We start from the raw sequence: 12,692 nt of genomic DNA, 5'->3' as shown, positions 1-12,692 counted from the left end.
AATAAAAAAGGGCACATAATATGTGCCCTTTTTATTTCTTTGCTTTATCATAATTATGAAGGAGATATAACATGGAATGATTACCTTTCACCATGCTCACTTTCATATCTAACCAAGCTAGTTATTGGTTTTAAAGCTTATAGCTTATTCTTGATCTGGCTTGCTCTCTTCTTCAGCAAGTTTAGCTCTTTCAGCTTTTGAGACATACTTAGGTTTATTACTGCTATGTAATTTTGAATTCGCTTTTTTAGCTTTCTTTTTCAAAATGCTGTTAATTTTCTTTTTTCTGTTCATGTGTTTATCTCGGTATCAAAACTAAAATTGTTTTGGTTGTAGACCATTAAAAAATAAGCGTCAAAAGCATCAAAGGAAGATACGGGTATATCACCGTTGGCTTTATTGAACTTCGAAGATACTCAGTAATAAGCTCGTTAGTCTTAGGGCGATTTTCTCGCCAGTGCTTATAAACTAGATACGGTTTATTTGACTCATGTATCTGCTCTTCTTCAGGTAGTGCTAATTTATCTTCAATTGTTAATATTGCATTTGCTGTTCTTTGCTGAAAGGTTTTCCATATAGCCTCTTGTAACCATAGTATAGCTAATATGGATAGTGTAACAAAAGTTGTAACTGAAAAAGTAAAAGCAATTAAAGTGACTATTGTCGCAACAAGCTTGATAATTAAGGCATAATTTTCATAAGTTTCATGGTTGTTATGTAAAGTATGCCATTGCTCTACTAATAACTGTTTTGAATCTGTAATCATAGGTTTGAATATACTGGGGTTGTACAATAATTACTGTTATTATGCGCGCATTATCTATCTCATGAAAGTTTTCTTACCTTTCTCTTGATAGCTTTCTTCTTTTTGGTTTAGTTTTTACTAAGCCGCTTTAATTCAGAGGCGTTTATTTTGAGTACAAATACAACTACTTCATCATTAGCTTTTACTTCGTTGGGCTTGAAACAAGATTTAGTTAAAAACTTATCATCGCTTGGCTATGAGCAAATGACCCCCATTCAAGCTAAAACGCTACCTGAATTGCTTAACGGAAAAGATGTTATTGGTGAAGCCAAAACTGGCTCAGGTAAAACAGCTGCCTTTGGATTAGCTTTGCTGAACAAACTTGAAGTTAAACGCTTTAGAATTCAGTCTATGGTGTTATGTCCGACTCGTGAGCTGGCTGATCAAGTAGCAAAAGAATTGCGAAAATTAGCGCGTGGTATTCATAATATAAAAATATTAACACTTTGTGGTGGAACACCATTTGGGCCGCAAATAGGCTCATTAGAGCATGGCGCACATATTATTGTAGGTACGCCAGGTCGTATCGAAGAGCATGTTATTAAAGGCACTTTGCCGTTAGAAAACTTGAACTTATTAGTGCTAGATGAAGCTGACCGTATGTTAGAAATGGGCTTTCAAGCTGCACTTGATAATATCGTAGGGCGTACACCACTTGATCGTCAAACATTACTCTTCAGTGCTACTTTCCCTGAGCAGATTAAGGCTATTAGTGATAGTATCATGACAGACCCCGTGTTGGTTAAAGTTGCCTCAAATGAAAATAAATCGACGATTAGCCAGAAATTTTTTAAAGTTAACAATGATGAAGAACGTCTCGATGCACTGCGTTTATTGTTATTAGATAACCCCGTTGAATCGACTGCTATTTTTTGTAACACCAAAAAAGAAACTCAACAAGTCGCAGAAAGCTTACATTTTGATGGCTTTAGCGTATTAGCTTTACATGGCGACTTAGAGCAACGTGATAGAGACCAAACATTATTACGCTTTGCTAACAAAAGTGCGTCTATTCTTGTTGCAACCGACGTTGCAGCTCGTGGCTTAGATATTGATAGTTTAGATTTAGTTATTAATTATCATATTGCTCGCGATAGTGAAGTACATGTACATCGAATTGGCCGTACTGGTAGAGCAGGTAGCACTGGTATAGCTTTTTCACTGTTTAGTGACAAAGAAAGCTATAAAGTAGGGTTATTGGAAGACTATCTTGAAGCTGTTATAACACCTGAATCACTGCCATCATTAGCTGTGCTTTCAAATGACCGTCATCAAGCCAAAATGGCGACTATTCAAATTGATGGCGGTAAGAAGCAAAAAGTAAGACCAGGAGATATTCTAGGTGCACTAACTGGTAATAATGGAATACAAGGATCGCAGGTAGGAAAAATCTCCGTTCTTGATAACAAAGCTTATGTTGCTGTAACTAAAGCCGCTTTAAACTTAGCTTTGAAAAAACTATCAAAAGGTAAAATGAAAGGTCGTACGTTCAATGCTCGCCATTTAACTAATTAGTTCCTTGATTCATTCCATGACTTAATAAATATATCGATGAAACATGCCTACCAAAAGCTGCTCGCTAACAAGCAGCTTGATTTTGATAATGCGCAAACTCAAGCTATAGATGCTTTAATGTTGTTATCTGAGCAATTGTTAGCCCAGCAAGCGTTGCCGGAAAAATTCAAAGAAAATATCCCTGGCTTATATTTTCATGGCAGGGTCGGTCGAGGTAAAACAATGTTGATGGATCTGTTCTATCAGCACTTAGCCATCAAAAACAAAAAACGTATTCACTTCCATCACTTTATGGAAAGTGTGCATCAACAATTAGCACAGTTAACCGGGCAAGCTGAGCCTCTTAGTCATATAGCTGCTGAGTGGTCGAAAAATATTGACTTATTATGCTTTGATGAGTTTTATGTAAATGATATTGGCGATGCTATGTTATTGAGTGGGCTATTTTCTGCACTCTTTGCCCAAGGTATTACGCTTGTTGCTACTTCAAATTGTCTACCGGAACAACTGTACCGGAATGGTTTGCAAAGAGAACGTTTCTTACCCACTATTGCATTAATCAATCAATATTGTCAGGTTGTTTCTATTGATGGTGACGTTGATCATCGACGGGCAAAATTTATAAAAAGCAATTGTTATAATAATTATTATTTGCTTAATAACCATGGCAATACAAAGTTAATTGAACGTTTTCAAGCCTTGACTAACACAGATGAGTTAGCCGCCGGTGAGATTAAAGTTAATCATCGACAAATAAGCTATATAGCTAAGCATGGTAAAGTTATATATTTTGAATTTTTTGCTTTGTGCTCTGGCCCTCGAAGTCAGCGAGACTATATGGCCATTGCTAAAGAGTTCGATATTGTTTGTATTGAAAATGTGCCTAAGTTTTCTGGTGACTTAGTACCAGCAGTGTTTTCAGGAGTTGAGGATAGTTATCAACGCAGTGGCGTTTTAATGGGAGAGTTGCAACAACTCGATGATGAAGCGAGACGTTTTATTGCGTTAGTTGATGAGTTTTACGATCAAAACATTAAATTAATTGTTAGTGCTCAAGTTGACATTTTTGAACTTTATCAAGGACAACAACTCAGCTTTGAATTTGAGCGCTGTCAGTCGCGATTAATCGAAATGCAGCAAAGTTAAGGGGTTGTACAAAGTATCATTAACTCGTCAAATTGACTAAATTAGTGGCTTATATCATATTCACCAAACTGCATGAAATCATTATCCTATTGAAAAATAATGATAAATAAAGTTGGCATTATGCTTGTAACCTTTATGTTAATCATAGCTAGTCTTATAACGTTGACATGATAACGCGTTTGACTTTCTTAGTTACAACACAGGTAAGTTAGCTTTTGTAATAACGTTCATTCATTGCAATCATTGACTCAATGACAAATAATAATATACAACTTAAGGATTAGAACATGACTTCTTTTCACCCAACAATAATCGCTAGTATTCTTTCAGTATCATTTGCATCACCGGTTGTCTTCGCAAATACATCATGTAATGTAAATTTATCGGCGGGTTTTGCAATTCAAACTAATTCGATTGAATTTTTACAAGCTGAGGGAGAGGATGGTACACAAGAACGTCGTTTATATAGTATCCATGATGGTAAAAAACTATTGGTTAATAATCAAGAGGTTAAACTGTCTGATGAGCAACAAACTCTTGTAAAAAAATATGATGAGCAAATTCGTCACTTAGTACCTCAGGTTAAAAATGTAGCTATTGAAGGTGTTGATCTAGCTATTGAAGGTGTAAATCTTGCGTTCAATGGTTTACTTGGTGAGGGCAATGCAGTTGCAGCAGATTTAACGACAGAGTTAACATTGATTCGAGAACAAGTCGCCACTAACTTATCCATTGAAAATGGCGTTTCTGTTGGTGTGGAAGGTCTGGAAAGTGAAGGCTTGCTTGGAAAAGACTTTGATAAACGTATTGAGTCGGTAGTTGAAAAAGCAGTATTGAACTCTATGGGCAGTATCTTAATCGCTATGGGCCAACAAATGATGGCTTCAGGAGGTGATCAGGAAAACTTTGAAACGCGCATGGAAAATTTTGGTGAAAATATCGAACATGAAATGACGACCCGATCTGCTGTAATTGAAAAGAAAGCAGAAGCGCTATGTAGCAGTATTGTTGAGGTTGATGTACTAGAAGAGCAACTAAAACGTGCAATTGAACCACTCGCCCGAATTAATGTTTTTACCGTGACACAGACACACCATGAAGAAAAGCCTAAGCCGACAAAAATGTAACCCTTATATTGATAGCTTCAGACATAGGGGTGTTTAGCCTTGTTAATTACTCTTATGAGTGAAAACTGGGAATATTGTTCAACACACTGGCCTCGCACTGTTATAATTGCGGGGTCTTTTTTATCTTTATATTTTGTTATATATGCACGCAGTTCATCAATTACACCAATACCGTAAAAGTATAAGTACAACAACCTACAAAGCACGGGGGCAACGAGTCATTCGTTGTCCGTTATGCCAACTTGCGAAACAGTTTTGTATTTGTGGAATATCACCAGATAAAGCACAAGTGCAGAGCACTGCAGGATTTTTGTTATTAATGTATGATACTGAGGTTTTAAAACCGAGTAATACAGGAAAGCTCATTGCAGACCTTATTCCTGATACTTTTGCCTTTTTATGGTCAAGAACACAGGAAAATCTTGAATTACTTGATGTGCTTAATGATGATAAATGGTTTCCTCTTGTTGTTTTTCCACAAGAATATGCTGATGATGGGCGAAAAGTGTTTACTAATAAAGTTATTTGTCCTGATGGTAAAAGACCTTTGTTTGTCATGCTTGATGGCAGTTGGCGTGAAGCGAAAAAGATGTTTCGAAAAAGCCCTTATTTAACTAAATTTCCACTGGTTTCATTTGATGCTAAAACGGCTGTTGAAGCTGTAAGTGGTCATTGTCAAAATGAAAACAATGGGCAGTTATCACCTGTAGGTTTGGATTCTCGCTATACGGTAAGAAAAACTGAGCTCGAACATCAATTTTCAACCGCTGAGGTGGCAGCTAGAGTTTTAGATATGCATGGTGAAGCGACTAATGCTCATCTGTTGGATTTATGGTTTGATGTATTCAATTTTCAATATCAAAAAAGTGTCTGTCAGCGTAATAAAGGTAATGTTAATGCAATCGAAAACTATCAACTTTATTTAGACAAGATATATTGATGAAATCTTAAGTTATTGTTGGTTGATAAGAGTAAGTTTAACTAAGGATTGCATTAGCCGTGATTTAAAATAGTATTTACGAAAGTCATTAATCACTTAGATAATACAAAAAGCCCCGTTTATATAGTTATAAACGGGGCTTTATTTTATGCTTTTAATCGAATCTGAAGGATAACTTTCCCCGTAAGCAATTAGTGTAATATTCTAGCGCGTATAGTGCCGTCAACATGTTTTAACTGTTCTAATGCTAATGTACTGTCTTCTGAGTCAAGATCAATAACAACATAACCAATCTTGTCATCTGTTTGTAAGTATTGTGCTGCAATGTTTATATTGTGTTCAGCAAATGCTTGGTTTATTTGTGTTAAAACACCGGGTTGGTTATGGTGAATATGCAATAAGCGGCTGGTGTTCTTTTGACCTGGGAAAGCGTGATCAGGTAAAGACACTTCAGGGAAGTTTACTGCAGATAAACTTGAACCATTATCTGAATATTTAGCCAATTTTGTCGCAACTTCTAAACCTATATTGGCTTGTGCTTCTTTAGTACTACCACCAATGTGCGGAGTTAAGATAACATTATCAAATCCGCGTAAAGCCGAAATAAACTCTTCATCATTGCTTTTAGGCTCAACAGGGAATACATCAATCGCCGCGCCAGCTAATTTCTTACTATCCAAAGCTTCTGCTAAAGCAGGGATATCAACAACTGTTCCACGAGAAGCATTAATTAAAATAGCTCCTTCTTTCATTGCTGTGAATTGGGCTGTTGAAATCATATTTTGAGTTTGCACGGTTTCGGGTACATGCAAGCTAACTACATCGGCTTCACCAAGTAATGCATCTAACGATGGCGCTTGACTTGCATTACCTAGTGGTAATTTAGTTTCTACGTCGTAAAAACGAACTTTCATACCTAGCGTTTCAGCCAAAATACCTAGCTGCATACCAATATGACCGTAACCAATAATACCGAGTACTTTACCACGGGCTTCTACTGAACCAACGGCTGATTTAAACCATTCACCACGATGAGCCTTTGCACTTTTCTCAGGAATACCACGCAGTAATAATAACGTTTCACCAAGAACAAGTTCAGCAACTGAACGAGTATTTGAGAAGGGGGCATTAAAAACAGGTATACCGCGAGTTTGAGCAGCAGTTAAATTAACTTGGTTGGTACCAATACAAAAACAACCAATAGCAACCAATTTTTTTGCATGACTCAGTACTTTTTCTGTTAACTGTGTACGTGAACGAATGCCAATAAAATGAACATCTGCAATTTTTTCAATTAACTCACTTTCAGAAAGTGAGGTCTTAAGTGATTCAATGTTTGTATAGCCTTTCAGCTTCAATTCTTCGAGAGAGCTTGGATGCAAGCCTTCAAGTAATAAAATTTTAATCTTACTTTTTGCTAATGAGTTTTGGTTGGCAATGATCATAAATTGGCTTCACTTATCAAAATTAAACGGCTAAATATTCTTTCGTTTAGATGGCTAGATATCTAAATAGAGGTTTAACATATCATATAGTGTATAAACTCTAAAGGGTTTATTGAGCACTTTATAGAATAAATATGCTCAAAATCTGATTTTTTACTTAAAAACAGGCGTGACTTATAAATTATTGGATAACTTGAATACCCTCTTGGCTACCTAGTACTAAGATGTCTGCTCCTCTAAGTGCAAATAAGCCATTTGTCACAACGCCAACAATAGCGTTAATTTGAGTTTCTAGTGCTTTAGGTTCAAGGATTTCGAGGTTGTATACATCAAGAATGACATTACCATTATCTGTTGTTACTCCTTGACGGTAGACTGGATCTCCACCTAATTTTACTAATTCACGTGCGACATAACTTCGCGCCATAGGTATTACTTCAACAGGTAATGGAAAGTTGCCCAGTACCTTTACTTGTTTTGAATTATCTGCAATACAAATAAATTTCTTGGCGACAGCTGCAACAATTTTTTCACGGGTTAAGGCGGCGCCACCGCCTTTGATCATTGCCATGTGTTGCGTAATTTCATCAGCGCCATCAATATACACATCTAGGTCATCTACGCTGTTTAAATCAAACACCTCAATACCGTGTGCTTTTAATCGTTTGGTAGACTCTTCTGAGCTGGAAACCGCACCTGTTATGTTATCTTTCATAGACGCTAAAGCATCAATGAAAAAGTTAACTGTTGAGCCTGTACCAACACCAACGATAGTGTCATTTTCAATGAATTCTAATGCCTTGATGGCGGCTGCGTTTTTCATTTCATCTTGAGTCATGTTATTTGCCTTGTTACCAAACTATTATCGTTTAAAGGGATATCAGTGGGTAATAGTAAAGTGAGTATCAATAAGCCTTATACCAAACAGACTAATTTATTGGTCAGCTTAGAGTTACTTTAGCGAGCTTAAAACAAGAAAACGAGTTAAACATAGTTAGTCTATATTTCATTCATTTTGTGATGTTATCAGTTTGCTAATGAGCTCCCAAAGGGCGAGTTTAAAAGGCTTACATGCAGCGTTATTAATTTTGACAAGTGAATAACAATTCTCTTCAATTAATGCCTTGCCTCTAAGCCTTTTAATTCTCGCTAAGTGATCAATAAATTAGTTCGATTGGTATTAAAGGGCGCTAAAGGGCAATTATAACACTAAAATATTCTTATAGTTAAAGGTTAGTTACAACAATGACCGTTTGTTTTACGAAATGTTGTGACCTGTGAATAATGGAAGGATTCGTTAATACTTCATTGAGAAACAAATCGTCAGAATGAATAGAAAAAGGCCCTATACTCAATAGCCTTTATGCATACAAGGTAAGAAATAAAAGCGAATAGTAATTTACTTTGGCATTGCACTGATTGAAACAGAATTGCTATCTTGTGCAATTGCCTGAGCGTATGGTGATATTGCTCTTATATTACTTGCCTGGCTCTCTTTTTCCCCTTTAATTTGTACACCAATCGGTGAGCTATCAGGAAAATAGTTTGCTTGGCGTTGTGCAAAGGCTAACATCATTCGCTGATCTTCAGGCATTGGTCTGTTAAGTAGTAAAAGCAGAAGTTGTTGATCAGTAGATGCTGGTTTCTTAATGGAGTCTTTTTGATAGTTTGTAAATTCATTATGACTAAATTCATTCGCAAAGTAGTGATCGTTTTCAGTATTGAACTTTCCTTGCATGGAATTAGAACAAGCTCCAAGTAAGAGACAAAAAAGTAAACTGACTGCTATTTTAGATACTGTCATAACAAACCTGATGATGAGTAATATGTTTGGATTACTATCAATAGGGCAAGTGTTATGCCAGAAAATAGGTGTCAATAATTAAAGGGACTTTATAAATTATAATAGTATGAAAATGCTACTAAAATGAACTAGTAAAATAAAAAATAAATTTTCATTTTCCATAAAAAAACTCATTCAATACCTATTTTTAGAAGAATAAGGATTGAATGAGCTTGATAATAGTAAATAGCGTCAATTTTTTAGCTATTCATTATTCGTATAATAATTACTCTTCTGAAACAGCGCGTAATAATTCGTTAATCCCAACTTTTGCTAACGTTTTTGCATCAACTTTCTTCACGATAATAGCAGCATACAAACTGTATGTACCGCAAGCTGAAGGTAAGTTACCAGGTACTACTACAGAGCCAGCTGGTACTCGTCCATAATGAGTCTCACCCGTTTCGCGGTCAAAAATACGCGTACTTTGACCAATGTAAACACCCATTGAAATGACTGCACCTTCTTCTACTATAACGCCTTCTACAATTTCAGAACGCGCGCCAATAAAACAGTTGTCTTCAATGATTGTCGGTCCAGCTTGTAACGGCTCCAGTACACCACCAATACCAACACCACCAGATAAATGAACATTCTTGCCAATTTGCGCACAAGATCCTACTGTCGCCCAAGCATCTACCATACAGCCTTCATCGACAAAAGCACCAATATTGACAAAGCTTGGCATTACGACAACATTCTTTCCAATAAAGCTGCCCGTACGTACACTTGCACCCGGCACGACACGTACACCATCGGCTTCAAACATTGCTTGTGTGTAACCGTCATATTTCATTGGGACTTTGTCAAAAAAGGTACTTTCTGCGCCGTCAATTACTTGGTTATCCCATATACGAAAAGAAAGTAATACCGCCTTTTTAAGCCATTGGTTCACCTGCCAGCTACCATCTACTTTCTCTGCAACACGGGCACTACCATTATTCAATGCTGCCAAAGCATCAAGTACGGCGTTTTTTATATCACTTGAAACGGTTGCTGGGGAAATGCTGGCTCTGTCTTCAAAGGCTTGCTCAATTACGCTGGCTAAATGTTTTAAATCTGTCATTAGGTGTTCCTATTTGAAATTTATAAATGTTATAAGACTGTGTGTTAATCAATCAATTTCTTGCGTTAACCGCAGGGCTAAAGCCTCTTGCTCTTCGTTGGTTAGTGCATCATCTTTTTCGGTAGAAATGGTAAAAACATCATCAGCCTTTTCACCAAAGGTAGTTATCTTTGCTGAGTGGATATTAACCTTTGCCTCTAGAAAAACTTGGCTAATATTGGATAATAATCCCGGTCTATCTAAGGCTATTATTTCTATCATGGTTCTATTTTTCGCATGAATTTTAATAAAGTTAACGCGTAGCGGTACCTTAAATTTTTTCATGTGTCTCGCTAATTTAGGCTCAGGAAGATCACAAATATCTATTTGCTGCAGTCTATCAACTAAGGTTTGACTCATTTCCTTGGTATAGAAACGTTCTCTTAACGGCTTATTACGGCTGTCGAGCACAACAAAGGTATTTACCGTGTACCCCGTTTTCGTTGTGATAATTTTTGCATCATGGATGGACAGCTTTTTTGTGACCAAAAATGAAACGGTATTGGCGAAAGTATTATTCTTTTCTTTGGTAAAAATAAAAACTTCTGTACCACCTCTATAAGGAATAGGGCTAATTAATACTAATGGCTTCTCTCTGTTGTGTTCGATAATGTTTTCACATTGCCGAGCGATTTGCTCAGGTGAATAACGTAAAAAATAGTCAATTCTAAATTCACGCCATAACGCTTTAATACTTTGCTCATTAACATTATTTTTGCTAAGTAAACTTAAAGCTTGTTGTTGATTTTCTCGGATTTTAGAACGAACTTCTACGGGTTTTTCTAAGCCATGTCTAAAAGCACTTAAGGTATTAAAGTAGAGCTCTTCAAGTAGATTGGCTTTCCAATTATTCCAGAGGCTTTCATTGGTACCACGCATGTCGGCAACTGTTAAACAATAGAGGTAATTTAAATGGGCTTCATCTCGTACTATTTCGCCAAAAGTTCTGATAACATTTTCATCGTTAATATCACGACGTTGGGCGGTAACAGACATTAATAAGTGGTGTTCAACAAGCCAGGCCACCATATTACTATCATGTTTGCTTAATTGATGTGACATACAGAAAGTTAACGCATCAACCGCTCCTAATTTAGCATGATCACCACCACGACCTTTACCAATATCATGGAAAAATCCTGCTAGGTAAAGTACTTCGGGTTTACGAATTTTTTGTACTATTTTGCTACACAATGGGAATTTGTGGTTATGTTCTTTTTGACTAAATTGATGTAAATTTTTGATGACGCGATAGCTATGTTCATCTACTGAGTAGGCATGAAATAGATCAAATTGCATTTGGCCCGCAATATTGCGCCATAGCGGTAGGTATGAACTTATTATGCTATGTCGGTGCATCAAGGTTAATGCTAGTCCTAAACCACGCGGATGACGAATAATAGCCATAAACATTCGACGACACTCAGCATAGTCAATTAACCCGGAAATTAGTCGTCTACGCGCGTTACGCAATAGTCGCATTGTATGTGAGTGTATACCTTTAATACCAGGTTCTTGAGCAATGATTAAAAACATTTCAATCATTTTGACTGGTCGCATAAATATACGATCATTTCTGGTATTGATTAGTTTATCAACCAGCTCAAAATCTTGGTTAATAATACTAATACTGCTCAGTTCAGGCTTTTTAATAATAGCCTGCTCAAAATGCTGCAACAGCATGGTATTTAATTCTGTAACGCGGGCAATGATACGAAAGAAACGTTTCATCATTCGTTCTACTGGCGCTTTGCCTTCATCACCAAAGCCCATCATTTTTGCAACATCAGCTTGATAATCAAATAAAAGTCGGTTTTCGCTACGGCCAGCAACGAAATGCAAGGCAAAACGCATACGCCATAAATAATCTTGCGACTCTAACAATTCAAAAAATTCATTTGGGTAGAGATAGTTATGCTCTACCAATTCTTCCAAGGAGTCAGCTGAAAAGTGGCGTTTAGCTACCCAAGCGATGGTTTGAATATCACGTAAACCGCCAGGGTTTGCTTTTAAATTAGGCTCAAGCGTATATGCTGCGCCTCGGTACTGTTGGTGCCTATCTTCTTGTTCTTTGCATTTAGCAATAAAGAACTTCTCAGAGGTCCAAAAGACATCTTCACTTAATAAAGGTGTTAACTGCTGGGTAAGTGTTTCGTTTCCGGTTATTTGCCGCATTTCCATCAAATTTGTGGCTACGGTTACTTCATTGACCGCTTGTTTTAAACACTCTTTAATGGAGCGAACGCTATGGCCAATATCAAGTTTAATGTCCCAAAGTTGAGTAATAAAGCTAGATATTTTCTCTTCAAGTTCAAGATCTACTTCTTCTTGTGTCAATAATAATATATCAACATCAGATTGAGGGTGTAATTCACCCCGGCCATATCCGCCTACAGCAATTAAAGTGATTTGAAACTCATCAAGGTGATGCTGGCACCAAAGTTTCTTCAAGATAGCATCAACAAAAACAGCTCGTGCAGAGAGTAAATCATTTATATCGTTATCAATAAAAACGTCTTTTAACCAGGTGTTAAAAGATTGGCTTAATTGGCAGATATCTCGGGTAGATAAAAAGTCAGCACTGATGGCTAACTTATCAATGAAGTGTGGCGGAACTATATGTACGGATACGGGATGACTAGTCAAGAGCTTACCTTTTATCTATAGCGAATAATCTGTGTGTCGAAATATTTTTACCTAACAATAATCCATGTGCATATTTTATAGGGCTTTTATCACTTCACTTTAACACACTGTGATGAACGA

11 protein-coding genes are annotated in these 12,692 nt (G+C 36.8%); 4 read left to right on the top strand and 7 right to left on the bottom strand.

What is annotated here, in order from left to right; genetic code table 11:
- Nucleotides 1-144: 144 nt before the first annotated feature.
- A complete protein-coding gene (locus ND2E_RS22695; protein ID WP_081962042.1) occupies nucleotides 145-294 on the bottom strand; it encodes a DUF2986 domain-containing protein in 150 nt (49 codons plus the stop codon).
- 46 nt (nucleotides 295-340) lie between these two features.
- Nucleotides 341-766 (bottom strand): hypothetical protein, encoded by a 426-nt coding sequence (locus ND2E_RS10395; RefSeq protein WP_033093979.1) that lies wholly within the window; start codon nucleotides 764-766, stop codon nucleotides 341-343.
- Nucleotides 767-913: 147 nt separating this feature from the next.
- Between ND2E_RS10395 and dbpA the strand changes: the two genes are divergently transcribed.
- The 4 genes from dbpA (at nucleotide 914) to ND2E_RS10415 (ending at nucleotide 5,533) form a co-directional block, all read left to right on the top strand.
- Nucleotides 914-2,320: an ATP-dependent RNA helicase DbpA gene (gene dbpA, locus ND2E_RS10400; protein ID WP_033093978.1), complete on the top strand. Its 1,407-nt coding sequence runs from the start codon at nucleotides 914-916 to the stop codon at nucleotides 2,318-2,320.
- 36 nt (nucleotides 2,321-2,356) lie between these two features.
- Nucleotides 2,357-3,466, top strand: coding sequence for a cell division protein ZapE (gene zapE, locus ND2E_RS10405; RefSeq protein ID WP_052056546.1), 1,110 nt, complete (start codon nucleotides 2,357-2,359; stop codon nucleotides 3,464-3,466).
- Between the two features lie 287 nt (nucleotides 3,467-3,753).
- Complete coding sequence (locus ND2E_RS10410; RefSeq protein ID WP_033093976.1) at nucleotides 3,754-4,593, top strand: DUF2884 family protein; 840 nt, start codon at nucleotides 3,754-3,756, stop codon at nucleotides 4,591-4,593.
- Between the two features lie 142 nt (nucleotides 4,594-4,735).
- Complete coding sequence (locus ND2E_RS10415; RefSeq protein ID WP_033093975.1) at nucleotides 4,736-5,533, top strand: tRNA-uridine aminocarboxypropyltransferase; 798 nt, start codon at nucleotides 4,736-4,738, stop codon at nucleotides 5,531-5,533.
- Between the two features lie 191 nt (nucleotides 5,534-5,724).
- On the opposite strand, the gene serA is transcribed toward ND2E_RS10415, so the two are convergent.
- From serA to glnD, 5 genes are all read right to left on the bottom strand, one after another.
- On the bottom strand, nucleotides 5,725-6,978 hold the full coding sequence (serA, locus tag ND2E_RS10420) for a phosphoglycerate dehydrogenase (RefSeq protein WP_033093974.1): 1,254 nt from the start codon (nucleotides 6,976-6,978) through the stop codon (nucleotides 5,725-5,727).
- 181 nt (nucleotides 6,979-7,159) lie between these two features.
- Complete coding sequence (rpiA, locus tag ND2E_RS10425) at nucleotides 7,160-7,816, bottom strand: ribose-5-phosphate isomerase RpiA (protein WP_033093973.1); 657 nt, start codon at nucleotides 7,814-7,816, stop codon at nucleotides 7,160-7,162.
- Nucleotides 7,817-8,377: 561 nt separating this feature from the next.
- Nucleotides 8,378-8,782 (bottom strand): hypothetical protein, encoded by a 405-nt coding sequence (locus tag ND2E_RS10430; protein WP_033093972.1) that lies wholly within the window; start codon nucleotides 8,780-8,782, stop codon nucleotides 8,378-8,380.
- Nucleotides 8,783-9,047: 265 nt separating this feature from the next.
- Nucleotides 9,048-9,887 carry a 2,3,4,5-tetrahydropyridine-2,6-dicarboxylate N-succinyltransferase gene (gene dapD, locus ND2E_RS10435; RefSeq protein ID WP_033093971.1) on the bottom strand — a complete coding sequence of 280 codons (840 nt, stop codon included), beginning with the start codon at nucleotides 9,885-9,887 and terminating at the stop codon, nucleotides 9,048-9,050.
- 48 nt (nucleotides 9,888-9,935) lie between these two features.
- Nucleotides 9,936-12,572 (bottom strand): [protein-PII] uridylyltransferase, encoded by a 2,637-nt coding sequence (gene glnD / locus ND2E_RS10440; RefSeq protein WP_033093970.1) that lies wholly within the window; start codon nucleotides 12,570-12,572, stop codon nucleotides 9,936-9,938.
- Nucleotides 12,573-12,692 lie beyond the last annotated feature (120 nt).

Source organism: Colwellia psychrerythraea (genome assembly GCF_000764225.1).
GTDB lineage: Bacteria > Pseudomonadota > Gammaproteobacteria > Enterobacterales > Alteromonadaceae > Colwellia > Colwellia psychrerythraea_D.
This window is presented reverse-complemented; position numbering and strand designations above follow the sequence as displayed.

What these genes read in the sequence shown, in the direction of transcription:
- ND2E_RS22695 (WP_081962042.1), bottom strand. Translation starts at nt 294, where the DNA reads ATGAACAGAAAAAAGAAAATTAACAGCATTTTGAAAAAGAAAGCTAAA.
- ND2E_RS10395 (WP_033093979.1), bottom strand. Translation starts at nt 766, where the DNA reads ATGATTACAGATTCAAAACAGTTATTAGTAGAGCAATGGCATACTTTA.
- zapE (WP_052056546.1), top strand. Translation starts at nt 2,357, where the DNA reads ATGAAACATGCCTACCAAAAGCTGCTCGCTAACAAGCAGCTTGATTTT.
- ND2E_RS10410 (WP_033093976.1), top strand. Translation starts at nt 3,754, where the DNA reads ATGACTTCTTTTCACCCAACAATAATCGCTAGTATTCTTTCAGTATCA.
- ND2E_RS10415 (WP_033093975.1), top strand. Translation starts at nt 4,736, where the DNA reads ATGCACGCAGTTCATCAATTACACCAATACCGTAAAAGTATAAGTACA.
- serA (WP_033093974.1), bottom strand. Translation starts at nt 6,978, where the DNA reads ATGATCATTGCCAACCAAAACTCATTAGCAAAAAGTAAGATTAAAATT.
- rpiA (WP_033093973.1), bottom strand. Translation starts at nt 7,816, where the DNA reads ATGACTCAAGATGAAATGAAAAACGCAGCCGCCATCAAGGCATTAGAA.
- ND2E_RS10430 (WP_033093972.1), bottom strand. Translation starts at nt 8,782, where the DNA reads ATGACAGTATCTAAAATAGCAGTCAGTTTACTTTTTTGTCTCTTACTT.
- dapD (WP_033093971.1), bottom strand. Translation starts at nt 9,887, where the DNA reads ATGACAGATTTAAAACATTTAGCCAGCGTAATTGAGCAAGCCTTTGAA.